This window comes from Zhongshania aliphaticivorans (genome assembly GCF_902705875.1).
Lineage (GTDB): Bacteria > Pseudomonadota > Gammaproteobacteria > Pseudomonadales > Spongiibacteraceae > Spongiibacter > Spongiibacter aliphaticivorans_A.
The window spans coordinates 19,479-43,050 of record NZ_CACSIK010000003.1 but is presented as its reverse complement, the minus strand read 5'-3'; the positions used below and the strand labels follow the sequence as shown (position 1 = coordinate 43,050).

Here is a 23,572-nt window from a genome sequence, read left to right as displayed (position 1 = left end):
TTAACACTCTTCAATTGTCGTTTTTACCATCCTTAAGCGACCACCTATGCTCAGTACAATTTGATATGCTGTATCGGCAAGGTCTTCGCTACAAAAGGTGATGGTGCCAACTTGAAATGCACCATTTGCGGTATGCGCACTACCATCTGAATGAAACTTAATATAGTCGGCAACCCAGCGGTTGCCGCTAATATTTATGCTGCTGTGGTCGGCACTGCGATGCAGTAGAAGCTCTCCAGAATCACGTTCACCATTTTCGTTGTCATCTATAAAAATTTCGACATCAGCTGTCCAGTCACCATCATTATTCCATACGGTAACATGCTGGTTACGAATAACGGCGCTGGCCCTTGCGCTATTAAGTGCCTGAAATAGAGTGTGAGCTGATGCCTTTAAGCGATGTTGCTGCAGTGTTTGATACAGAGATGGTATCGCTACTAGACTAAGTACAGCAGATACTGCGAGCGTTGATATTAGCTCGATTAACGTCATTCCCAGAATTTTCATCATAGACTCCTTTCCATGATTCTTGTCAATCATAAAAGGGTAATCGGGGCGTGTCTATTGCTTAAAGCGACTAAGGTCCGTTGGTCGGGGTATTGCTACCGTACGTCTGCTACTAACAGATTTGCTCAGCGAACTGGGTTAGGCTTTAGAGTCGCGCCAATATAGCCTTGGTGAATGGTATTAGTGGGCATTTAAAAACTGGGATGGCTTGTGAGGCACAGAATGAAAATAGCAGGTTTTACCTTAATTGAATTGCTAACGACAATGGCTGTCGTGGTGATTTTATTGGGTGTCGCCGTCCCTAATTTTACCACTTTTATCGATAATTCACGTGCAAGGTCAGACGTGCAACAGTTGAGCCAAAGTATTGTTACTGCGAAGTCAGAGGCGGTGGTGCGTTCTGCTGTTGTGACCTTAACCGCGACCAGCAGTGATTGGAAAGCAGGCTGGCAAAGTTGGATCGACACCAATGCAAATGGCAGCGTTGATGCTGGGGAAACCTTGAAGAAAACAGGTGCGATTAAAAGTGGCTCAGGCGTTTCTGTGGTTCGTGATGGCAGCGCGATTACGTCGTTTTCTTTTGATCGAAACGGCGGCCTCGCTGGTGGTCTTCAGCCCATCACCATTCAATATCGAACCTCTCCTGAGTACTGCTCTCGAGATCGGAATATAGAAATTAGTGCCAGTGGTCAGGTGCGGATAGCAGAGCGAGATTGCTCATGAGTAAAGTAAGAAGACTTGTCCAACCTTCTCGACGTCGATCACACCAGTCGGGTGTGACCTTGGTTGAGGTTCTTGTTGCGGTGTTAATAACGGCAACAGGTGTGTTGGGGGCTGCGGCCCTGCAACTTAATTCCACAAAATTTAATCAAGCCGCAAATACACGCTCGGCAGCGGTATTTCTTGCTAATGATATGGCTGATCGCTTGCGCGCTAATCGGGAGCGGGCCGTGGCGGGTAACTATGATTTGGCGCTTGATGACGATGCGCCTGATGGTGACACCATCAATGACATTGACAGGCGAGAATGGTTGACGGAGCTAGGTTTGCGTCTACCAGCAGGCGATGGGGCAGTTGTGCGTAATGGATCTACTTTTACAATTACTGTGCAATGGAATGAAAGCCGACTCGCTAAGACTCGGGATTCATCTGCGGCTGATACTGAAAGCTTCGTCTTTATAACGGAACTATGATGGTGAGTATAAAACAGAAATTACAGCATGGTTTCGGCCTTGTAGAGCTAATGATATCCATCACCTTGGGCTTGGTATTAAGTGCCGCGGTGATTCAGGTATTTGTGGCAAGTAACACTAGCTCAACGCTGCAACAGTCATTAGCACAGGTGCAAGAGAATGCGCGTTTTGGCATGCGGCTATTAGGCGAAGAAATACGAATGTCTGGTTATATGGGCTGCACCTCTATTGGCACAGTGACGGTCAATAATATTGCGACGCCTGCAGCGGCAGTGGATTTCGGTCCTGCCACGGTATTTGTCGGTCAAAATGATTTGGCGGAAGGCAATGCCTTAGGCGCAATAGAAGGTTCCGATGCCGTGCAGATTAAGCGAGCATCCACCAATTTTATTCGCTTAGACGGTTCAACAACGGCTGGCACTGGTTTTTTAAATATTAATAGTAATACCCTCGGTTTTGTTCAAGATGATTATGTGTTGGTGTCGGATTGTTTGAATGCGGATGTATTTCGTATAACCAATACACCAGCGCAATCTGGTGTCACTACGCTTAACCATGAAAACGGAGCGAAAAATTCCGCTTCCACGCTGGGCAAAATATATGGTTTAGATGCCGAAGTGTTTGGCTTTGAAACTAAAAATTATTTTATTCGCGACACGGGCAGAGATACTCAAGCTGGTAACCCCATTCACGCCTTGTATGTTCAGCAAACGGTTGCTGGTTCCGGTGGCGTGATGAGCGCTGCCACAGAGCTGGTAGAAGGTGTTGAAGATATGCAGATAAGTTATGGCGTTGATAATAGCGGCGATCGATCTGTCGATGTGTACACCACGGTAGTTGCCAATTGGGCGAATGTACTCAGTGTAAAAATATCATTGCAGATGGTTGGCTCAGAGGAAAATGTGGTGGGCCAAACTGGTAGCGCAACGGCACAAAGTGTCACTGATGTGGATGGTAATGTTTTAGTGAATAACGATGGCCGTTTACGGCAAGTGTTCACCAATGTGTTTGCGATCAGGAATAAAGTGCCATGAGTAAGACTTTAGCCAGAGGGCATTTAAAAACGGCTAACCACCAGCGAGGTGCGGCCTTAATAGTGAGCTTGGTCTTTTTATTGATATTGACCATTGTGAGCGCGGCCTCTATGCAGTCAGCAACACTGCAGGAGCGAATGGCGGGGAATGCCAAAGATATTAATATGGCTTTTCAGGCGTCAGAAGCTGCCTTGCGGGCAGCAGAGGCCCAGTTGTCACAAGTCAACGTGGGTACGTTTGATGGCAGCAATGGCTTGTTTTTATCGTGTGCAGATCCTACTGATACACGTACTGCCTGCATTGAACCTGACTGGTCGAATCATTCTGCAACGGGGTGGCGTGTATTGCCAAACAGCACCATTTCCAATGTATCGCGACAGCCGGAATATATTATTGAAGAACTAAGTAATGTCGCGGACCCCAATGCCGCTTTAGATTCTGATAGGCCTGTAGCAACGCTAGGTTATTACTTAATAACAGCGCGTGGTTACGGTGCAAGTGATCGCAGTATGGTGGTGCTTAGTACTACCTTTAAGCGCAATAATTAATAAGCCCTTTATTGGAGGGAGAAGATAATGAAGAATATATTTAGTGCCAGATTTCCTCGTGTTTTGGAAAGATGTATTATTTTTACAATCGCTGCCGTGGCACTAAATATGGTAACGGTTAAGCGTGTTATTGCTGATGATTGCGTCCGTCAGGTCTCAGCAGTGATTGGTGAGTTTGTAAACTCTGCTGATGTTCATACCTTCAATACGCTAGAGTCAATAGATAGCATAATTAGTGTTGAAGTTGACCCAGCAGGTTGGCGGTATCGTGGAAATACATATGCCTATGTGTGTCCGGAAAGCCATTATTTTTACAACAGAAATATATTCACGGTTTCAAATGGCTACACCTACACCCAGTGTAGAGCAACCTTTACGGTTGAAGGTTTGGAAGCTGGGTGCACACCGACTACTGGAGTGATTGGTGATGGCAACGTCGCTCAGGCCCCCTTATTTCTGTCGCAATCGGCAGAGCCGAATGTCATGTATATTCTCGATGATTCAGGGTCTATGCATTTTGAAATCATGCCAGATAGCTTGATTGAAGATACTGCCAGATATATTTTTCCTAGGGCCAGTGGTGTTTATGGCGGGTCTGATTACGATAATCGCGTGCCAACGGTAGATGATAATTCTGCATATAATGCGATGACGCGTTCGAATTACTTTAATAAAATTTATTATGATCCTTCGGTCACTTATCGTCCTTGGGCGAAGTCCGACGGTACTTCCTATCCAGATGCTACGCCATCTTGCGCTTACCATAACCCAGAAAGAACAGGTGGATCTGGAATACAGTACTGCCGAAATTTAGCGGCTAATAATAGTGATATAAATTCATCGAATAACAGTAACAACACTCGCTGGATAGAAGGGAATTGTAATAATAATTGCACCACAACATCTGATAAGACCTTTTGGCCCGCGACGTATTTTGAGTATGCGGGCGGTAATGAGTGGAATCGAAATAACTACACCAAGGTAGAAATCAAGTCAGGTTATCTTTATACAAACGGCGGCCGAGATCTTCGTACTGATTGTGCTGATAGAGAGTTGGCCCAATGTACTTATGCAGAAGAAATACAGAACTTTGCTAACTGGTACACCTATTACCGTTCGAGGATATTAGCGGCTAGGGCCGGTAGTGGTTTTGCTTTTTCGCAACAAAGCAGCAATATGCGTGTTGGTTTTGCTACTTTGAATGAGGGGAATAGCTCTGTCGACGGCGTTAATGCCAGCTCGATAGTGACAGGTGTGCGGGCTTTTGAAGATGATGATCGTGATGATTTTTATGACAATCTCTACGGTCGCACCATTCCTAATTCGGGAACGCCATTGCGGGCGGCCCTAAACTCAGCTGGGGAATACTTTTCGAGAACAGATGATCGTGGCCCTTGGAGTGCGACACCTGGGGAAGATAATGACACTACCGACCATTTGGAATGCCGAAGGAATTTCTCGGTGCTAGTGACGGACGGTTATTGGTCGGGTAGTGATGTATCTGGTGGGCCCGGCAATAACAACGATGGTAACGATGGCCCAACCCACACTAGATCAGTGGGTGATAGCTACACTTACAATGATGTTTCACCATTTACTGATGGTCGCTCGGATACGCTAGCGGATGTCGCTATGTATTATTGGAAAAATGATATTCGTGATGATCTCGACAACGTTATAAATGAAACCAATGATAACCCAGCATTTTGGCAGCACATGGTAACTTATGGCGTTGGATTTGGGGTTTCTGGCACCGTTGATCCCGACGATGCTTTTGCGGCGATCAGCTCGGGAGCCAATATTTCTTGGCCAAACCCAACCAGCGATGAAGTCCATAAAATAGATGACTTATTACATGCAGCGGTTAATAGCCGGGGCGGCTTCTTTAGTGCGGCAGAGCCAGATGTGTTTGCAAATGAACTAGCTTCTGTTTTGCAGGAAATCGGTCGTGAAAGTAAGGCTTCTGCATCCTCTATTGCGGTTAACTCGACACGTTTAGACTCCGGTACTTTAGTGTATCAGGCAAGTTTTAACTCCAACGATTGGTCGGGCCGTTTACAGGCCTACACACTCAGTGAATCCGGTGCCATTGATAGTGTTTTTTGGGATACCAATACCGCTGGAAAAATACCGGCCTATGGCTCTCGTAATATTGTTGCTGGTGTTGGTGATCAAGGTGAGTTAATAACTGATGCGGTCGATTTTACGGTGGCTAACTGGGATGATTTTACGGCGAGCCAGCAAGCATATTTAAAACTGTCTGGTGATGGCGATACCCAAGCGCAGCGAAGATTAGCGTGGTTGGCGGGGGATAGATCTCGGGAAAGTAACGACCTTAGGGAGAGGACTCACCTCCTCGGTGATATTGTGAACTCCGACCCCTTTTATGTAGGTAGCGTTGAAAATTACAGCTATCACTTACTGCCTAGTACAGAAGGCTCAAGTTATGCTGCATTTTTGTCAACCAAGGCGAGTCGTGATCCGATGCTATATGTGGGCGCAAATGATGGAATGCTTCATGGCTTTAATGCAGAGACAGGAGCAGAAACATTTGCTTATATTCCGGTGTCGGCATTTCCTAAAATAGCGGCTATTTCTGACCCCAACTATGTACATAGCTATACTGTTGATGGCTCTCCACGAGTTAACGATGCTTATTTGAGTAATACTTGGAAGACAGTGTTGCTGGGCAGCACTGGCGCTGGGGGGCGTTCGGTGTTTGCCATTGATGTGACCGATCCTGATGACTTAGATGCCGATAGTATTATGTGGGAGTTTTCGACCTCATCCCTGCCTATCAGTGTTTCTGTAGGTAGCGTTTTAGATCCTTTAGACCTGTCTTTACATCGTTTAGGTGTTGCCATGAGTGCGCCGGTTATTGCGCGTGTAAAAGCGGGTAATAAATGGGTAGCTATATTTGGGAATGGCTACGATTCTGGTGACACCGTTAAATTATTTGTGGTTGATTTGGCAAGTGGTTCCTTATTGAGTGTGATTGATACCCTTAAGCCAGGGCTAAATAATGGCTTGGCTACCGTTGTACCTGTTGACTATGACGGTGATCGGATTACGGACTATGTGTATGCCGGTGATTTAGAAGGAAACCTGTGGAAGTTTGATTTTACTGGTTCAACAGTGGCCAGCTGGGGTTTTTCTGCTAATTTCCTGACCACTGTTGCTGGTTCGTTTGTCCCTGTGCCGCTGTTTACCGCGGTGGACAGTAGCAATGTAGCTCAGCCTATCACTGCGCGGCCAACAGTGGGGCGTCATTACTCAAGTGGTTTGATGATTTATTTCGGCACGGGTAAGTATTTTGAAACAGGTGATGCAGCCATCGGTAATAATCCACAGGTGCAGGATTTTTACGGTATTCACGACACAAACTCTCCCGTTGCTAAAGCTGATTTAGCGAGCCAAACCGTTCAGGCTCAAGGGGTAATGACAACGCTGGATGGTAGCGATACAACCAGCCGAGTGCGAGTAACCAGTGATAACTCGGAGCAATCTGGCGGGTGGCATTTGCGTTTATTGGGCCCATCGCCTGCGTCCGCAGATGGCGAGAGAGTGGTATCTCCCGCTGTATTAAGAAATGGCCGTATTATTTTTGCAACCATTACGCCAGATGAAAGTATCTGTGGCTACGGCGGTAGCAGTTGGTTAATGGAGCTAGATGCAATGACTGGCGGCCGAATTGGTGATGAGGCTCCTACTTTGGATGATGATGGTAATATCATTAATGGTGGCGTTGATTCTCCGGCATTGGATATTAATGGCGATGGTTTGGTGAATTACCTTGATGTTATCGAAGACGATGACGATGATTCCTACCCACCTAGCGGTGTTGGTAGTGACGAAATGATTAAGACGCCAGGTATCATTGGTGCCGGTGAGCTTGAGTATAAATACACCTCAGGAACCAGTGGTAGTATTGGGGTTATTACCGAAAGCGCTGGCGATGAATCGCAAGCCGGCCGTCAATCATGGAGACAGTTACAGTGATAATATTTAGGCGCTCACAGGGTTTTAGTTTACTAGAGCTTATGATCACCGTTGCCATAATTGGGATTGTAGCTTCTATTGCTTACCCTTCTTATCAGGAGTCAGTGGCGAAATCGCGGCGCAGTGAGGCCGCAAATGCTTTGTTCACTGCGGCCCAGGCTTTAGAGCGTTATTATTCAAGTAATGGCCGCTATACCACGACAGTTGGGGGTTCTACCTTGCCTGCGGTTTTTCCAACTAGCGTGCCGGCCAATGGCGCGGCTTATTACACCATTGCGTCGACTGCAGCGGCTGCTAATACCTATACTTTAAAGGCGACCCGAGCAGGGGTGATGGCGGGCGATGGTTGTGGTGATTTCACCTATGATGAAACCGGTGATTTAGCTTTGACCTCACAGCCATCTGACTCAACAAAGACCTTGGCGTATTGTTGGCGGCGGTAAGAGTAAGACGATTAAAAGAGTTAATTATTCTTTTAATCGTCTAGTTTGTATTTTTTTAATTTATAACGAAATTGCCGAAAGGTGACACCCAGCATTTTAGCTGATTCTGTTTTGTTCCAGCGGTTTGCTTCTAGCGCTTCAGAAATAATTTGTGTTTCAATTGTTGCTAGGTAACTTTCCATATCCCCTTTTGCGGCGTCCATATGCGATGAGCTTGTAATGCCTTCTTCTGTAGACTCTTTTGGCTTAGTTTTTTGCGGGGAAGAGGGCAGTGATAAATCATCAGGCATAATGGTGTTGTTTTCACATAATGTTGCTGCGCGTTCGATAATGTTTTCAAGTTCCCTAACGTTACCAGGAAAGTGGTATTCACAGAGTGCGGTCAGGGCCATGTCGCTGAGCTTGGGTGGCGACAATTCCCATTCGCGACCTATTTTATCTAGCATAAAGTTGGCGAGTAAGGGAATGTCGGAGCTGCGGTCTCTGAGACTGGGTACGTGCACTTCTATCACGTTAATCCGATAGAATAAATCACTGCGAAAATGCTCGGCGGCAACCGCTTGGGCTAAGTCGCGGTGAGTTGCACTAAGAATGCGAACATCTACGGCAATTTCTTGATTCGAGCCAATTCGGCGCACCGCTTTTTCTTGGATGGCGCGCAATAATTTCACCTGCATATTTAAAGGAAGGTCGGCGACCTCATCTAAAAACAGCGTCCCGCCATTGGCCGCTTCAAATAAACCCTCTTTGTGGTCATAGGCACCCGTAAAGCTGCCTTTGGTGTGGCCAAAAAATTCACTTTCTACTAATTCGCTAGGAATTGCACCGCAGTTAACGGGGACAAAGGGCGCGTCGCTTCGTGGGCCATTGGCGTGTATGAGGCGGGCAACAACTTCTTTACCGCTGCCAGACTCTCCGCTGATATATACCGGCGCTTGGCTGCGGGATAATTTAATAATCTGCTCGCGCAGTGTCACAATGCTGGCTGTTTCACCTAATAGCCGAGTATTGCTGCTGCCATCAAATTGAGTGTCGCGACGTCCCAGTTTTAAGGCGCTTTTTACTAGATTTCGTAATTGTTCTACGGATACCGGCTTATTGATAAAGTCGAAAGCACCGGCCTTTAAAGCCTCTACCGCGATCTCGGTACTACCGTAGGCGGTGAGTACGGCGACCGCGGTACATATTGAAGCAGCTTGAATGTAGCGAACGATTTCTAAGCCTGAGCCGTCTGGTAGTTTGATGTCGGTGAGGCATAAATTAATATCTGGATGGGCCTCTAGTGCCTGTATGGCGTCACTAACATTGCCAACGGCGATGGTGTTTAGTCCCATTCGGCTAATCGTAATGTCTAAGAGCTCACGAATATCGGGCTCATCATCGATAATGAGTACGGTTTGTTGCATGTTATTTGTTGTCTTTTGCATAGGGTTTATTCTGCCAAGGTGCCGCGGTCAGGATGAGAGAATTGTAAACGGAAGCAGCTCTTACCATCACTGGTACGGCGATAATAAATATGTATTTGGTTTGCTAGGCAAAGTTCTCGGCATAGATAAAGCCCTAAGCCATTACCTTGTTTTTGAGTTGTGAAGAAAGGTTCAAAGATCTTGTCTTGATTATCGGCGCTTATGCCCAAACCGTTGTCGATAATGTCTAGGGTGACCACGCCGGAAACGGGGTTGGTTTCACAGCGGAATAGTAATAAAGCTTTGTCGTTGATTTCGGCGCCATGGCGGACACCATTTTCAGCAATATTTGAAACAATTTGGCTAAGTTGGCTGCGATCAACATTGATGAAGTCGTTTTGGCTTGGTTGTATTTTTATATCTAAGGGGATGTGGCTTGTTGGCTGCCAATCCTCTAAAAATTGGTCTAACCACGTGCTTAAGCAAAATCGTGTGGGCTCTGGGGTACGGCCTCGTGACAATTCCAAAATGTTTTTAATGGTGTTGTTCATTCGCAAGGCGTGGTTTTGAATGATGGCTGCGAAGCGTTGGTCACCCGCTTGTAGATCGGGGCTTTCGGCTAATAATTGTGCGGCGTGGCTTATTGCGCTGAGTGGGTTACGAATTTCATGGGCGATGCTTGCCGTAAGTCGGCCTAAAGATGCAAGTTTCAGGTTTTGTGCACGGTGATTAATTTTACTAATGTTCTCAATATACAGTAAGCGATCACTATCGTTATCTTGTTCTAAAATACTCATATTTACGTGAATATCTAGATGCTTTGAACCAATGGTGATGACTTTGGCGCTGTTGCTATCCTTGCGGGCCATATCGATAAGTACAGGGGGTACATAGTGATTATCGTCGGTTACCGGTGTGGGAATGTCGAGGAGCTCGGTAGCCGCTGCATTAATTAGTTTTATTTTCCCTGATTGGCTCATCACCACAATGCCGGTTTGCATACGTTGAACAATGCGTTGGTTAATACGTGACAGCTGTTCTATATCAGTGCCTCGTCGCTCTGCTAATTGCTGTGTTTTTACGATGCGGCTACTTAAGTAGCGGATGGCGATGGCGGTAGAGAAATACGCTGTACCGGTCATGCCAGCGACGATAAAGCGCTGTGCACTGACGGTTTCGGTTAGCATGTGGCTGGCAACTTCGCCAATGACTGAGATCGTTGCCAGAGCGGCAATGGCCATACATAACTGACCGGGCATAATAATGCTGGCCGCACTGATGGTGACGATGAGTAGCAGAGGCAGGCCTGAGTCAGCGCTGCCTGAGCAGTAGCTCATTATCATAATGACGCCGATATCCACAAAGAACTCGAAGAATAACTGGGTTTGGGTATATTTCGTGCTCAGTACGGTGTGGATCAATACAGTGAGTAGCGCAAAAAGTGTGTAGCCAATAACCGCAATGGCAAACCAGATAGGGGCTGTGGACCCGAGAGTCGACGTTGCCGGGCCAAATAACAGGGCAATCAGTATCATGCCCGCCAAAATTATGCGGTATGCGCTATACACTCGCATAATGGCGCGTTGTTGAGGGAAATCTTGCGCAAAAGCCATATCGTGCCCTGATGTTGGTTATTCACTAGTTTATACGTCCATAGTGGGGGATGCACTCCCGCTTCTTTGATAGAATAATGCGCAATATCCATTTGCTGAACTCGGATAACCGAGAATGGCCTCGTTTTTATTGGCGGAACTGCATTAATGACTTCCCTGCGCATTGTAATGGCTCAGATAAACCCTATCGTCGGCGACATTGAAGGCAATACAAATAAAATTATTGCCACAATAGAGACGGCGGTGTCTCGCCATGACCCTCAAGTAATTTTATTTCCTGAGCTAGTCGTTACAGGCTACCCGCCAGAAGACTTATTACTGCGTTCCAGCCTTACACATCGAGTTGAACGTGCGCTGCAACGCATTGCCAGTCAGGCGCCTAATTGTTATGTGATTGTGGGCTATCCACGCTCAATCGATAATGATTTATTTAATGCGGCGGGTGTGTTTTTCGGCGGCAAGTTGGTGAATGAATACCATAAGCAATGTTTGCCTAACTACCGTGTTTTTGACGAGAAACGTTATTTCAAAGAAGGTCGCCATACTTTAGTGATGGATATTTTCGGAGTGCCAACGGCAATTAGTATTTGCGAAGACGTCTGGGAAGATGCCCCAACGGCAGGTGCTAAAGCCGAAGGGGCGCAGCTGATGCTTAACCTTAGCGCTTCGCCATTTCATGCCGGCAAACAAATTGAGCGTGAGGCCCTGCTGGCGCAAAGAGCTTGGCAGGGTGGGATGCCGGTTGTGTATTGTAATTTAGTTGGCGGTCAAGATGAGCTGGTTTTTGATGGTGCCTCGATGGCCGTGTCGGCTGAGGGGGAGTTAATAGCCCGCAGTCCTGCCTATGTTGAATACATTAGCTGTGTGAATGCCAGTTGGGATGGCCGTCGTTTGCGTTTTGATGACGGAGAGGTAAGCGATCTCCGCCCAGTGCTAGAAGATATCTATGAGACCTTGGTGTTGGGCGTGCGTGATTACGTCAATAAAAATGGTTTTAAGGGTGTTGTGCTTGGTTTGTCTGGCGGAATTGATTCTGCGTTAACACTTGCCGTGGCGGTAGATGCGTTGGGCGCCGAGCGAGTAGAAGCGGTAATGATGCCGTTTCGCTATACCGCTTCCATGAGTATGGAGGACGCCCAATCCCAGGCCAATGTGCAGGGGGTAAGTTACAAGGTGATGTCGATTGAAGCTATGTACGACAGCTTCATGGTGGCCCTTAGCGATGAATTTGAGGGGATGTCTGCAGATAAGACCGAAGAGAATCTGCAAGCGCGATGCCGTGGCGTATTGCTTATGGCGATATCAAATAAAAAGGGTTATTTGGTACTCACCACTGGTAATAAAAGTGAGGTGGCCGTGGGCTACTCAACTTTGTATGGTGATATGGCCGGCGGATTTGACGTATTAAAGGACGTGTCGAAAATGCGCGTGTTCGAGTTGGCGAGATATCGCAACACCGTGTCGCCGGTTATACCGCAGCGCGTAATTGATCGGCCTCCGTCTGCTGAGCTAGCGCCAGATCAGAAGGATCAAGATAGTTTACCGCCATATGATATTTTAGATCAGGTCTTGGAGCGTTATATTGAATGTGACGAGAGTGCCGAAACAATTATTGCTGCCGGATATGATCGAGAGATGGTATACCGTATTTTGCGGCTGGTAGATTTAAACGAATATAAGCGTCGTCAGGCACCAATAGGCACACGGATTACAGAGCGCGGCTTTGGCCGTGACCGTCGTTACCCCATTACCCAGAAATGGCTTATTGGCGATTAAACAAGGCTTTTGCCTCGGGGCGTTAAAAGCTGCGCCCGATTTATTGTTAGTCGTCATGACCTAGATACATTTCTTGTTGGATGTTGTGAGGCGTTGGCTTTTGTGGCCGACGCACTACTGGTATTTACACAAATTTTGATCAAAACCTCGGGGTCGCAATGGAATTACGGGCAAGCAATGTAGATAAGCTGCGCGATGGCTATTTTGACGTACTCATTTTGGGCGGTGGAATAAACGGGGCTGTATCGGCGGCGTCACTGGCGGCTAAAGGTGTCAAGGTTGCCTTGGTCGATAAAGATGATTTTGCGGGCTTAACCAGCTCTAATTCGTCCAACCTAGCCTGGGGCGGTATTAAGTATCTAGAAAATCACGAGTATTTCTTGGTAGATAAGCTTTGTCGTAGTCGCAATCACTTAATGCGTAGCTACCCCTCCACAGTTAAAGAGATACGCTTTTTAACCACTATTCAAAAAGGGTTTCGGTTTCCCGCTTTTATTGTTTACCTGGGAACGATTTTATATTGGATTATTGGCCGCTTTGTGACACGCGCGCCAAAGTATTTAAGTCCGGCAGGCCTCAGCAAGCGAGATGGCGTTATTGATACCTCCAGTGCTGTAGGTGGATTTGAGTATTCTGATTGCTACCTCTATGACAATGACGCCCGTTTTGTTTTTAACTTTATTCGTACCAGCTTAAATTATGGCGGTATTGCTGCAAATTATGTCGAGTCAATAGGCGCCCAGCGCAAAGGTGGTTTGTGGCACACGCAATTAAAAGACACTATAAGCGGTGAGACGTTTTCGCTGCGCAGCCGTGTATTAATTAATGCCTGTGGGCCCTATGTTGATGATCATAATCAGTTAACTGGGCAACACACAGAGCACCGCCATTTGTTTTCAAAAGGCATTCATTTAATTGTTGATCGCATTACCGAAACACAACGTATATTGACGTTTTTTGCCAGTGATGGGCGCTTATTCTTTGTCATCCCTATGGGCCCAAAGACGTGTATCGGTACCACGGATACCCAGGAAGGTAGCCCAGAAGTTGAGGTGCTCCCTGCCGATCGTCAGTTTGTTCTTGATAATGTTAATGCGCTTTTGAAATTAAAGCGGCCGCTCACTGTAGACGACGTCATTGCTGAGCGCTGCGGGGTAAGGCCGTTAGCCTTAAAGGGGCAGGATGGGGTTGCTGATTGGGTAAAATTGTCGCGTAAACATGCCATTGATGTAGACAACAATAATAAGCATTTAAGTATTTTTGGGGGTAAGTTGACGGACTGCCTCAATGTGGGTGATGAGGTCTCAGATATTGTTGCTAAGTTAGGGGTTGCCGTGCCGTACGCCACAAAGCGTTGGTATGGTGAACCTGGTAACAGTGTTAAAGAAGAGTTTATGCATCAGGCTATCCTGATGGGGCTAGATGAAATGACGGATAGGTCGTCTTCGGAGCCCTTGAGTCAACGGCTGTGGCGGCGCTATGGCCGCAGTGCGATTGAAATGTTAGAAATGATCCGCGAAGACCCTTCCTGCGCTGAGCTGTTAATAGAGAATTCTGAATATTTGCGTTGTGAAATTGAACATGCGGCACGGCGTGAAATGATCACAAAATTGGAAGACTTTTTGCGACGTCGTTCTAAAATCGCTTTAGTGGTTCGACGCGAAGATATTATCAATGCGCCGGGGCTAAAGGAGGCTTGTCAGATTTTATTTGGTGACGAGGCTGAGGCAAAGTTACAGGAATATATTGAGGCAACGGCAGCAAGCTAAAGAAGGTGTGAAGAATTTTGCTTAATAAAAAAGGCAGCATTGCGCTGCCTTTTGAGATTTAGGCGGTAATTTATTCGTTGACTCGATTATCAAACTTAGGTGGTTCGTAGCGATCAAATAAACCTAGTGTGGCTTTATTGATAATTGAACCTTCCTGATCCATACCCACTTGACTAATAAAATTACCCTTTTCGTCTAGCGATGGATGGTCGGGGTAGTTTTTGCGCATTACCGTTAATGATTGCTCTGCTAAATCTTCCATTCCTAAAAGAAGATAAGCTTGCGTCATTACCGCAAGGGCGTCAGGCACGGCGGGAGTTTGTGGTAAATTTTCAATTACATAGCGACCCCGGTTGGCAGCAGCTAGGTAGGCCTTACGCTTGAAATAGTAGTTAGCTACGTTAATTTCGTAGCGAGCTAGACGGTTGCGCAACTGAATCATGCGGGCTTTGGCATCGTCAGCGTATTCACTATCTGGAAAGCGTTGCAGCAGTTGTCTGAAATCATCAAAAGACTGTATGGTTGACCCAGGATCCCGCTGAGTCATATCGGTGGGAATAAAACGCTCCAAGAAGCCTTCGCCATCGGTATAATTCGCAAGACCGCGCATATAGTAGGCATAATCGACTTTTTGATGCCGAGGGTGCAAGCGAATAAAGCGATCTGCAGCGGCTACAGCGGTTTCATTGTCACCACGGCGGTAGTGAGCATAGATGATTTCTAACTGTGCTTGTTCGGCGTAGGGGCCAAACGGATAGCGGCTTTCCAGCAGCTGCAAGTTATCGGCAGCCAATGCAAAGTTCTTGCTTTTCAGGTAGCCTTGCGCCGCTTCATATATTTCACGTTCTGATAGTTCTGGGCGCTCAGGTTTGCCGGCGCAACCGACAACCAAAACGGTGATAAACAGTAATGCAAAGACTTTTACGACAGCTTTCATGTAATTTTTCCAAATAGCGGAACATCCCCGACGACCCCTTGCCATAGCGAGGGCCTGCTATTTAAACACAGCGCGAAGATGGTATAAAGAATCACATATGACCGAGATTATTGATAGACAAGAAATTGTCCCCGAGGCCCACAGTAACGAGCGGTTTGACCAGGTGGCGGCACAGTTGTTCCCTGAATATTCTCGTTCAAGACTACAAACGTGGATTAAAGGTGGAGAGCTCACCGTAAATGGGTGTATTAGACGTACACGCGATAAGGTTATCGATGGTGAAATACTCCATTTGCAAGCGGAACTGCAGGTGGAAGTACGCTCTGTGGGTGAGGATATCGCATTAGAGATTGTCTATGAGGATGATGATGTCATCGTCATTAATAAGCCGGCGGGGCTCGTTGTTCACCCCGGGGCAGGTAACCCCGATGGCACTTTGTTAAACGCGTTATTAAATCATTACCCTGATATTGATAAGGTCCCTCGCGCTGGTATTGTTCATCGTCTTGACCGCGACACCACGGGTTTAATGGTCGTTGCCAAAACACTGGAAGCCCATACCAGCCTTGTTTCACAACTGCAGGCGCGAGAAGTGCATCGTGAATACGATGCCGTGGTGTTTGGCACTATGACCGGTGGTGGCACGGTGGATGAGCCTATGGGGCGTCATCCTCGTCAGCGAACGAAAATGGCAGTATCGCAGGTTGGTGGCAAAGAGGCGGTAACGCATTATCGGGTTACACGTCGTTTCTTGACTCACACCCATATTCGCTGCTTCTTAGAAACGGGCCGCACCCATCAAATTCGGGTGCATATGGCACATATAAAGTACCCCTTATTGGGTGACCCTCTCTATGCAGGACGGCCGCGATTGCCAAAAGGAGCAAGTGAATTACTGATCACGACGCTACGAGGCTTTGGGCGTCAGGCCTTGCACGCTAGAAAGTTGGAATTGGAGCACCCCATTAGCGGCGATACCATGTCGTGGGAGGTGCCATTACCCGATGATATGAAGGCCTTATTAGCTGTTTTATCCACTGAGGATGTACGTTGAGCAACGCAGCTTAATGTCATCGACCCCCACAGGTAGTTTATGGTAGATGAACGTCTATTAGCCCCTAATTGGCCAGCACCGGATAATATCGTCGCTCTTGCTACGACGCGTTGTGGGGTGGCCAATTTTTCGGGCGCAAGTGTCAGTGAATATTCGCAATTCAATCTGGGCGATCATGTTGATGATTCCCCAGCTAGTGTGGAAAAAAATCGAAAAGCGCTTCTTGCGACATGCGATGGCTTGAGTTCTATTGCTTGGCTCCAGCAAGTGCATGGGGTCGATGTTTGTAAATTACCGTTTTCACCGATTAATCCGACGGTGGCGGATGCAAGTATTACCGCAGAAACAGGTCTGGCTTGCGCGGTATTAACGGCAGATTGTCTGCCGGTATTGTTTTGTCGTGTAGACGGCGGTGAGGTTGCGGCTGCGCATGCCGGCTGGCGTGGTTTATGTAATGGTATGTTGAAAAATACCGTGGATGCATTTGGTTGTTCACCACAACAGCTCATGGCGTGGACGGGGCCGGCTATTTCTCAAGCCCATTTTGAAGTCGGTCCTGAAGTATATCAGGCGTTTCTAGATGGATTTGGCAGCGTTACAAAGGAACAGATCGATAGTGCTTTTAAGCCTTCTGTTGAACGTTCTGGCTATTTTTACGCTGACCTTAGGGCGCTTGCTCACTACCAACTTCAAGGTCTTGGTTTGGCGTGGGTAGGGGGTACAACATCATGTACTTACCAAGAAGCTGAGCGTTTCTACTCCTACCGCCGCGACGGTAAAACCGGTCGGCAGGCAAGCCTTATTTATCGCCGTTGAATTGCCATAGCGGTATCCCCTTAGTTGTAATCACTTGAAATTATTTCACTCGCCCCCCATTTATTGATTAAGAAAGGCGACGCGTCGCATCGCTATTTCATTGATATTTTGGAGAGCTGATATGCGTGCAGATCGATTTACAAATTCCCTACAAAGTGCTCTGGCCGATTCGCAGTCGATGGCGATAGGCAGTGATCATCAATATATTGAAGCAGTACATTTACTGTCTGCTCTGTTAAAGCAACAGGGTGGTAGTGCAAAGCCGTTGCTGACTCAATCGGGTGGCAATATGCCGGCCCTAGAACAGAAAATTGCCGCTGAGTTAAAACGTTTGCCAACGGTGCAAGGCGCTAATGGTGATGTCCATGTGTCGCAAACCTTGGCGCGGGTTTTTAATATTTGCGATAAGCTTTCTCAACAGCGCCAAGATAGTTATATCTCCAGCGAGCTAGTGCTGTTGGCGATGCTAGAGATAGGTGGAGACACAGCGAAATTGCTCATCGATAGTGGCGTCACAAAGCCTGCTTTGGAAGCCGCTATTGATAAAGTACGCGGCGGACAAGCTGTTAACGATGCCTCGGCAGAAGAGTCTAGGCAGGCGTTGGATAAATACACCATTGATCTTACCGAGAGAGCCGCATCGGGTAAATTAGACCCAGTAATTGGTCGTGATGATGAGATTCGCCGCACAATTCAAGTTTTGCAGCGAAGAACCAAAAATAATCCTGTACTCATTGGTGAGCCGGGGGTGGGTAAGACAGCGATTGTCGAAGGCCTGGCTCAGCGTATCGTCAATGGCGAAGTCCCCGATGGCTTAAAAGGTAAGCGGGTTCTCTCTCTTGATTTGGCGGCTTTATTGGCCGGAGCTAAATTCCGGGGTGATTTTGAAGAGCGTTTAAAAGCCGTTTTGAATGAACTTGGCAAAGAAGAAGGCCGTGTCATTTTATTCATTGATGAGCTGCATACCATGGTGGGAGCTGGTAAAGCAGACGGCGCAATGGATGCGGGTAATATGTTAAAGCCTGCTCTGGCTCGTGGCGAGCTACATTGTGTGGGCGCAACCACCTTAAATGAATATCGTCAGTCTATAGAGAAAGATGCAGCCTTAGAGCGTCGCTTTCAAAAGGTGTTAGTAGAAGAGCCCTCCGAGGAAGATACCATTGCGATATTACGTGGTTTAAAAGAGCGCTACGAGGTGCACCACAGCGTTGATATTACTGACTCGGCAATTATTGCCGCAACGAAGCTGTCGCAACGTTACATTACTGATCGTCAGCTGCCAGACAAGGCAATAGATTTAATTGATGAAGCGGCTAGCCGTATCCGTATGGAAATTGACTCCAAGCCCGAAGTGATGGATAGGCTTGAGCGGCGTTTGATTCAGTTGAAAATACAGCGCGAAGCGGTAAAAAAAGAAGATGATGATGGTGCCCGTAAGCAACTTGAAAAGTTGAATGTGGACATCGATAAAATAGGCAAAGAGTTTGCAAACCTTGAGGAAATTTGGAAGGGGGAAAAAGCCGCTCTGCAAGGTTCTGCGCAAATCAAGGTTGACCTCGAAAAAGCCAAATTAGACATGGATAGTGCTCGTCGCGCCGGCGACCTCACCCGCATGTCCGAGTTGCAATACGGTGTTATTCCAAATTTGGAAAAACAACTAATTGATGCTGATTCTGTTGATCACGGTGAAATGCAGTTGCTGCGCAACAAGGTAACGGAAGAAGAAGTTGCCGAAGTGGTGTCGCGCTGGACGGGAATCCCCATTAGTAAGATGTTAGAGGGTGAGCGCGACAAGTTACTGCGTATGGAAGACGAGCTGCATCGACGCGTTATTGGCCAAAGTGAGGCCGTAGATGCGGTGTCAAATGCGGTGCGACGTTCGCGCGCGGGCTTAAGTGATCCTAATCGGCCCAATGGTTCTTTCTTGTTTTTGGGGCCAACTGGGGTAGGTAAAACAGAGTTGTGTAAAGCCTTGGCAATGTTTTTGTATGACAGTGAAGACGCGATGGTGCGTATTGATATGTCGGAGTTTATGGAGAAACATTCAGTAGCGCGGCTCATTGGTGCTCCTCCCGGCTATGTCGGTTACGAAGAGGGCGGCTATTTAACGGAAGCGGTACGCCGTCGTCCTTACTCGTTACTACTATTAGACGAGGTAGAAAAAGCCCACCCCGATGTGTTCAATATTTTATTACAAGTATTGGATGATGGGCGGCTAACCGATGGTCAGGGGCGCACCGTAGATTTCCGAAACACGGTTATAGTGATGACCTCTAATCTTGGTTCTGAAGTGATTCAGGAAATGACGGTAGCGGGGAGTGATTATCCCGATATTCGCGATGCCGTGCTCAGTGTGGTGTCGGGACATTTCCGGCCGGAGTTTATTAACCGGGTTGATGAGTTGGTGGTCTTCGAGCCTTTAGATCGCGTGCAAGTACAGGCCATTGCGGGTATTCAGTTAGACATACTAAATAGTCGTTTGGCTGAGCGAGAGCTGCGCTTGGAGGTCAGCGAGGAGGCTTTAAATCGTTTGGCGGATATTGGCTTTGATCCGGTCTATGGCGCGAGACCCTTAAAACGGGCTATTCAGCAAAAGTTTGAAAACCCCATGGCGCAAAGCTTATTGAAGGGTGAGTTTGTTGCTGGTGAGGTTATTCACGCAACCATTGATGGAGACCAAATCGTGTTCAAGGCGTCAGCCGCCGAGTAATGTATTGCCGCTGGTAGACGTGGTGTCTTGTCAGCGGCTATCTCGTGGTCGCGATCCATGTTGGGGTGTGTTAATTACAGTGTAATTTAATGATGCTTTGCGCGCGGTTTTCCTGCTGTTTGATTTCTTCGGCATTCAGCATGCGTGTACTGCCATCGGGATTAGTAATTCGGATTCTTGCGCCGTTCGCGGTCAGCGACCTCAGATTTTCTTGCGCTTTTTTGCATAAAGCGGGGTCTTTAGGTGGGAGGATCTCCATTTTGTCTGGAACATTGTCTAGTTCCGCGTCGGGCTCCTCCTCTACCTCCTCCCTTACTTCGGTAAAGTCGTCACTACCACCGCTACTAATACTTGCGCCACTGCGTGTTTCTATGAATTCGTACCGGCGACCCAAGGGGGGTTGCTGGGTAAAATGTTGTTTACCTTCGTTGTCGGTCCAGCGGTAATAGCCCATTTTATCTGCGTAAGTATTGTGGCTAATGACGGAAATACTGGCGCAGAGCGCAATTGTTAGGGCGAAATTTTTCATGGTGAACAATTACCGTTGCGATTGATTGATTTGATTATGGCAGATTATTGTCTGGGTGAACAAAAAGGTCGGCATTCAAAATAAGCGGATATTCCTGTTAATGAGTTTGTGATGCTGGGGTTGTGGCAATAAGCGGGTAAACCAGCCTAAGTGAGGCGCTTTATACAAATTAAGTGGCTGTTGGTATTGACATAAGACCTCATAGGTTAAAAAATACGCGGTCTACCGTTTACGGTATCAGATGGCTGTTTCTCGCGTTGCTTACCTGCAACCAAAGTACAGAGTACGACTCATCGTGTTGTACTGCTACTACCATGTAGTTCCATTCACTCTGCAGACACATGACCTGTGTTGCGAGATTGCCCGCGTCGCGTTATCCCGCGATGCATACAAGCGTTGCATAGCAACTTTTTGGCGTTTCGCTCGGATTTCAGCCGTGTCGGCTGAGAACCGATGGTAATGTGTTTCGACACCTATTGTTCTTGTTCCATACTTTTTGCTGAGGATTATCCTCTGCAGCGCTATGACAAGTTTTTACGTATTCAAACTGAATCGAGGATATTTCAGTGGAGTTGTTATCTGGCGGCGAAATGCTCGCGCGTGCCATGGAAGACGAGGGTGTAGAATTCATCTTCGGTTATCCCGGTGGTGCAGTACTGCATATTTACGATGCTTTGTTTAAAAGCTGCAAAGTCCCCCATATTTTAGTGCGCCACGAGCAGGCGGCTACACATGCTGCAGATGGTTACGCACGCGCAACGGGTAAGCCCGGTGTGGTGCTCGTCACGTCCGGTCCAGGGGCGACCAATGCCATTACGGGTATTGCAACGGCTTATATGGATTCCATTCCTATGGTGGTTTTGTCGGGTCAGGTTATGAGTCACCTGATTGGCGAAGATGCGTTTCAAGAAACCGATATGCTGGGTATTTCTCGGCCTATTGTAAAACACAGTTTTCAGGTGACTCGCAGTGAGGATATTCCCGAGATTGTCAAAAAAGCGTTCTATATTGCGTCTAGTGGACGCCCCGGTCCGGTTGTTATTGATTTGCCAAAAGACCTGACCAATCCGCATGATAAATTTGAGTATAACTACCCTAAAAAAGTGAAGTTGCGCTCTTATACGCCGGCTACTCGTGGTCACTCTGGTCAGATTAAAAAGGCGGCAAGTTTACTTTTGGGTGCCAAACGCCCAGTTATTTATGCCGGTGGTGGTGTGGTTCAGGGGAATGCCTCTGAGCAGTTGCGAGTACTGGCCCGTGAGCTTAATTTTCCCGTTACCCATACCTTAATGGGCTTGGGTGCTTATCCTGCCAGTGATCGTCAGTTTCTTGGAATGCTAGGCATGCATGGCTTTTATGAAGCCAATAATGCCATGCATCACAGCGATGTGATTTTAGCGGTAGGTGCACGATTTGACGACCGTGTTACCAACACCACTGGTAAGTTTTGCCCTGGTGCCAAAATTGTTCATATCGATATCGATCCCGCGGCCATCTCTAAAACGATTGCAGCAGACGTGCCCATAGTTGGGCCGGTCGATTCCGTGTTGACGGATTTGTTGGCGGTGATTCACGAAATGCGTCAGGCAGATGCAAGCCTGCCAGACAAAGACTCATTAACCCATTGGTGGAATCAAATTGATGAGTGGCGTGATACCCATGGTTTATGGGTTAAGCCGCGCTATGATATTTCCACACCTTACATAAAGCCCCAGCAGGTTATTGAAACGTTATGTAAGGTGACGCAAGGGAAAGCTTATGTCAGCTCAGATGTTGGGCAGCACCAGATGTTTGCTGCCCAGTATTATAAGTTTGACGAACCGCGGAGATGGTTGAATTCGGGTGGTCTTGGCACCATGGGGTTTGGCTTGCCAGCAGCTATGGGCGCTAAATTGGCATTTCCAGATGCCGATGTGGCTTGTGTAACAGGGGAGGGCAGTATTCAAATGAATATTCAAGAGCTGTCTACCTGTGCGCAATATAATATCCCTGTGAAAATTATCAGTTTGTATAACGGTTATCTCGGCATGGTTAAGCAGTGGCAAGACATGCAGTATGAGGGGCGTTATTCTGAGAGCGTTTACGAGAATTCATTGCCTGACTTTAAAAAGTTAACGGAGGCTTATGGTCACGTTGGGATTAAAGTGACGCAGCTAAGTGATTTAGAAGAGGCAATGAAAGAAGCCTTTGCTCGTAAAAATGATCTGGTATTTATGGATATTCATGTCGATCCACATGAGCATGTTTACCCTATGCATATCGCGCCAAATGGATCTATGCGTGATATGTGGTTGAGTAAGACGGAGCGTACCTAATGCGGCATATTATTTCGGTATTGATGGAAAATGAGCCGGGTGCGCTGTCGCGGGTTGTTGGTTTATTCTCACAGCGTGGATATAACATTGAGACTCTTAATGTTGCGCCCACAGAAGACCCAACACTGTCACGCTTAACGCTGACAACGGCGGGTGATGATCACAAAATCGAACAGATTACCAAGCATCTAAATCGATTAATTGATGTTGTTAAATTGGTGGATTTGTCCGAGGGCTCGCATATCGAGCGCGAGTTGATGTTGGTAAAAGTGCGTGCAACGGGTGCCCAGCGCGCTGAAATTAAGCGCTGTACTGATATCTTCCGTGGTCAGATTGTTGATGTTGGCCCCAGTGTGTATACCATCCAAGTAACGGGAGCGGCGGATAAGCTCGATTCTTTCCTTGAAGCGGTTGGCGAAGCGGCAATTATGGAAGTAGTTCGCAGTGGTGTTTCAGGTATTGCTCGGGGTGAGAAAATTCTGAGTTTGTAGTCTTGAAAATGATGTTATAAGGCGCCTTTACGGCGCCTTTTTTATGGCTGTGTGGTGCGAATTATAATGGGCACATCAATGGGAGCAAAAAGTAAGGCAATTAACGCTACACGTTTATGTGTATGACACCACTTAGTGCGCGCTAAACGCCTGCACACAGTAGCCTTTGGTTAAGGCTTCTAAAATTTGCGGGTCTTTTGCTAAAGCAGGATTGTTAGGTATTTGGGCATTTTCGATTAGCTTGCGCTTTTCAATTTGGACATCCCGAAAACCTTCCGCCATCACAAAAAGCTGGGCCAGCTTTTCGGCGCCAAACATATCTTTAAAATCGATATAAACAATAAAAGGTGCTTGCTCACCTTCGGTGAATTCACCTTGAGTCTTTTTTGCGGTGGCATTTACTGAAAATAAATACATGATTTTCTCCGGCCA

The 23,572-nt window shown here is 47.1% G+C and carries 19 protein-coding genes; 13 read left to right on the top strand and 6 right to left on the bottom strand.

What is annotated here, in order from left to right:
• Positions 1 to 510, bottom strand: coding sequence for a GspH/FimT family pseudopilin (locus AELLOGFF_RS15310; protein WP_159269803.1), 510 nt, complete (start codon positions 508 to 510; stop codon positions 1 to 3).
• 219 nt (positions 511 to 729) lie between these two features.
• Here AELLOGFF_RS15310 and AELLOGFF_RS15305 point away from each other — a divergent pair, with 219 nt between their 5' ends.
• From AELLOGFF_RS15305 to AELLOGFF_RS15280, 6 genes are read left to right on the top strand one after another with little or no spacing between them, the layout of a single operon-like run.
• Positions 730 to 1,230: a GspH/FimT family pseudopilin gene (locus tag AELLOGFF_RS15305; RefSeq protein ID WP_159270146.1), complete on the top strand. Its 501-nt coding sequence runs from the start codon at positions 730 to 732 to the stop codon at positions 1,228 to 1,230.
• Complete coding sequence (pilV, locus tag AELLOGFF_RS15300) at positions 1,227 to 1,700, top strand: type IV pilus modification protein PilV (protein ID WP_159269802.1); 474 nt, start codon at positions 1,227 to 1,229, stop codon at positions 1,698 to 1,700. Before AELLOGFF_RS15305 ends, pilV begins: the two co-directional genes overlap by 4 nt.
• Positions 1,700 to 2,734 (top strand): PilW family protein, encoded by a 1,035-nt coding sequence (locus tag AELLOGFF_RS15295; protein ID WP_159269801.1) that lies wholly within the window; start codon positions 1,700 to 1,702, stop codon positions 2,732 to 2,734. The genes pilV and AELLOGFF_RS15295 overlap by 1 nt, the downstream gene beginning before the upstream one ends.
• On the top strand, positions 2,731 to 3,282 hold the full coding sequence (locus tag AELLOGFF_RS15290; RefSeq protein ID WP_159269800.1) for a pilus assembly PilX family protein: 552 nt from the start codon (positions 2,731 to 2,733) through the stop codon (positions 3,280 to 3,282). Before AELLOGFF_RS15295 ends, AELLOGFF_RS15290 begins: the two co-directional genes overlap by 4 nt.
• A gap of 27 nt (positions 3,283 to 3,309) precedes the next feature.
• Positions 3,310 to 7,281, top strand: a complete 3,972-nt coding sequence (locus AELLOGFF_RS15285) for a pilus assembly protein (protein ID WP_200842754.1) — start codon at positions 3,310 to 3,312, stop codon at positions 7,279 to 7,281.
• Complete coding sequence (locus AELLOGFF_RS15280) at positions 7,278 to 7,724, top strand: type IV pilin protein (protein ID WP_327785489.1); 447 nt, start codon at positions 7,278 to 7,280, stop codon at positions 7,722 to 7,724. Before AELLOGFF_RS15285 ends, AELLOGFF_RS15280 begins: the two co-directional genes overlap by 4 nt.
• A 32-nt stretch (positions 7,725 to 7,756) precedes the next feature.
• Here the strand turns inward: AELLOGFF_RS15280 and AELLOGFF_RS15275 are convergent, their stop codons facing one another.
• Both AELLOGFF_RS15275 and AELLOGFF_RS15270 read right to left on the bottom strand, forming a co-directional pair.
• Positions 7,757 to 9,151 (bottom strand): sigma-54 dependent transcriptional regulator, encoded by a 1,395-nt coding sequence (locus AELLOGFF_RS15275; RefSeq protein ID WP_327785488.1) that lies wholly within the window; start codon positions 9,149 to 9,151, stop codon positions 7,757 to 7,759.
• 5 nt (positions 9,152 to 9,156) lie between these two features.
• On the bottom strand, positions 9,157 to 10,743 hold the full coding sequence (locus AELLOGFF_RS15270) for a sensor histidine kinase (RefSeq protein ID WP_159269798.1): 1,587 nt from the start codon (positions 10,741 to 10,743) through the stop codon (positions 9,157 to 9,159).
• A 147-nt stretch (positions 10,744 to 10,890) separates the two neighbouring features.
• Here AELLOGFF_RS15270 and AELLOGFF_RS15265 point away from each other — a divergent pair, with 147 nt between their 5' ends.
• On the top strand, positions 10,891 to 12,519 hold the full coding sequence (locus AELLOGFF_RS15265) for an NAD+ synthase (protein WP_159269797.1): 1,629 nt from the start codon (positions 10,891 to 10,893) through the stop codon (positions 12,517 to 12,519).
• 158 nt (positions 12,520 to 12,677) lie between these two features.
• Entirely contained in the window at positions 12,678 to 14,288 is a 1,611-nt protein-coding gene (locus tag AELLOGFF_RS15260) for a glycerol-3-phosphate dehydrogenase/oxidase (protein WP_159269796.1), read from the top strand.
• Between the two features lie 70 nt (positions 14,289 to 14,358).
• Here the strand turns inward: AELLOGFF_RS15260 and AELLOGFF_RS15255 are convergent, their stop codons facing one another.
• A complete protein-coding gene (locus AELLOGFF_RS15255) occupies positions 14,359 to 15,225 on the bottom strand; it encodes an outer membrane protein assembly factor BamD (protein WP_159269795.1) in 867 nt (288 codons plus the stop codon).
• 97 nt (positions 15,226 to 15,322) lie between these two features.
• On the opposite strand from AELLOGFF_RS15255, the gene rluD reads away from it, so the two are divergent.
• The 3 genes from rluD (at position 15,323) to clpB (ending at position 19,805) form a co-directional block, all read left to right on the top strand.
• Positions 15,323 to 16,279: a 23S rRNA pseudouridine(1911/1915/1917) synthase RluD gene (rluD, locus tag AELLOGFF_RS15250; protein ID WP_159269794.1), complete on the top strand. Its 957-nt coding sequence runs from the start codon at positions 15,323 to 15,325 to the stop codon at positions 16,277 to 16,279.
• A gap of 39 nt (positions 16,280 to 16,318) precedes the next feature.
• Entirely contained in the window at positions 16,319 to 17,095 is a 777-nt protein-coding gene (pgeF, locus tag AELLOGFF_RS15245; RefSeq protein ID WP_159269793.1) for a peptidoglycan editing factor PgeF, read from the top strand.
• A 121-nt stretch (positions 17,096 to 17,216) separates the two neighbouring features.
• On the top strand, positions 17,217 to 19,805 hold the full coding sequence (gene clpB, locus AELLOGFF_RS15240; RefSeq protein WP_159269792.1) for an ATP-dependent chaperone ClpB: 2,589 nt from the start codon (positions 17,217 to 17,219) through the stop codon (positions 19,803 to 19,805).
• Between the two features lie 70 nt (positions 19,806 to 19,875).
• On the opposite strand, the gene AELLOGFF_RS15235 is transcribed toward clpB, so the two are convergent.
• Positions 19,876 to 20,334, bottom strand: coding sequence for a DUF4124 domain-containing protein (locus AELLOGFF_RS15235; protein ID WP_159269791.1), 459 nt, complete (start codon positions 20,332 to 20,334; stop codon positions 19,876 to 19,878).
• Between the two features lie 566 nt (positions 20,335 to 20,900).
• Between AELLOGFF_RS15235 and AELLOGFF_RS15230 the strand changes: the two genes are divergently transcribed.
• A complete protein-coding gene (locus tag AELLOGFF_RS15230; RefSeq protein ID WP_159269790.1) occupies positions 20,901 to 22,649 on the top strand; it encodes an acetolactate synthase 3 large subunit in 1,749 nt (582 codons plus the stop codon).
• Entirely contained in the window at positions 22,649 to 23,140 is a 492-nt protein-coding gene (ilvN, locus tag AELLOGFF_RS15225) for an acetolactate synthase small subunit (protein ID WP_159269789.1), read from the top strand. The genes AELLOGFF_RS15230 and ilvN overlap by 1 nt, the downstream gene beginning before the upstream one ends.
• A 132-nt stretch (positions 23,141 to 23,272) precedes the next feature.
• On the opposite strand, the gene AELLOGFF_RS15220 is transcribed toward ilvN, so the two are convergent.
• The gene (locus tag AELLOGFF_RS15220) at positions 23,273 to 23,557 is read right to left on the bottom strand and encodes a hypothetical protein (protein WP_159269788.1); all 285 of its coding nucleotides are present in this window, start codon (positions 23,555 to 23,557) and stop codon (positions 23,273 to 23,275) included.
• Between the last annotated feature and the right edge of the window lie 15 nt (positions 23,558 to 23,572).

Bases quoted from the DNA above. Each gene is read 5' to 3' on its own strand.
- AELLOGFF_RS15310 (WP_159269803.1), bottom strand. From the start codon at position 510: ATGATGAAAATTCTGGGAATGACGTTAATCGAGCTAATATCAACGCTC.
- AELLOGFF_RS15305 (WP_159270146.1), top strand. From the start codon at position 730: ATGAAAATAGCAGGTTTTACCTTAATTGAATTGCTAACGACAATGGCT.
- pilV (WP_159269802.1), top strand. From the start codon at position 1,227: ATGAGTAAAGTAAGAAGACTTGTCCAACCTTCTCGACGTCGATCACAC.
- AELLOGFF_RS15295 (WP_159269801.1), top strand. From the start codon at position 1,700: ATGGTGAGTATAAAACAGAAATTACAGCATGGTTTCGGCCTTGTAGAG.
- AELLOGFF_RS15290 (WP_159269800.1), top strand. From the start codon at position 2,731: ATGAGTAAGACTTTAGCCAGAGGGCATTTAAAAACGGCTAACCACCAG.
- AELLOGFF_RS15285 (WP_200842754.1), top strand. From the start codon at position 3,310: ATGAAGAATATATTTAGTGCCAGATTTCCTCGTGTTTTGGAAAGATGT.
- AELLOGFF_RS15275 (WP_327785488.1), bottom strand. From the start codon at position 9,151: ATGCAAAAGACAACAAATAACATGCAACAAACCGTACTCATTATCGAT.
- AELLOGFF_RS15270 (WP_159269798.1), bottom strand. From the start codon at position 10,743: ATGGCTTTTGCGCAAGATTTCCCTCAACAACGCGCCATTATGCGAGTG.
- AELLOGFF_RS15265 (WP_159269797.1), top strand. From the start codon at position 10,891: ATGACTTCCCTGCGCATTGTAATGGCTCAGATAAACCCTATCGTCGGC.
- AELLOGFF_RS15260 (WP_159269796.1), top strand. From the start codon at position 12,678: ATGGAATTACGGGCAAGCAATGTAGATAAGCTGCGCGATGGCTATTTT.
- AELLOGFF_RS15255 (WP_159269795.1), bottom strand. From the start codon at position 15,225: ATGAAAGCTGTCGTAAAAGTCTTTGCATTACTGTTTATCACCGTTTTG.
- rluD (WP_159269794.1), top strand. From the start codon at position 15,323: ATGACCGAGATTATTGATAGACAAGAAATTGTCCCCGAGGCCCACAGT.
- pgeF (WP_159269793.1), top strand. From the start codon at position 16,319: ATGGTAGATGAACGTCTATTAGCCCCTAATTGGCCAGCACCGGATAAT.
- clpB (WP_159269792.1), top strand. From the start codon at position 17,217: ATGCGTGCAGATCGATTTACAAATTCCCTACAAAGTGCTCTGGCCGAT.
- AELLOGFF_RS15235 (WP_159269791.1), bottom strand. From the start codon at position 20,334: ATGAAAAATTTCGCCCTAACAATTGCGCTCTGCGCCAGTATTTCCGTC.
- ilvN (WP_159269789.1), top strand. From the start codon at position 22,649: ATGCGGCATATTATTTCGGTATTGATGGAAAATGAGCCGGGTGCGCTG.
- AELLOGFF_RS15220 (WP_159269788.1), bottom strand. From the start codon at position 23,557: ATGTATTTATTTTCAGTAAATGCCACCGCAAAAAAGACTCAAGGTGAA.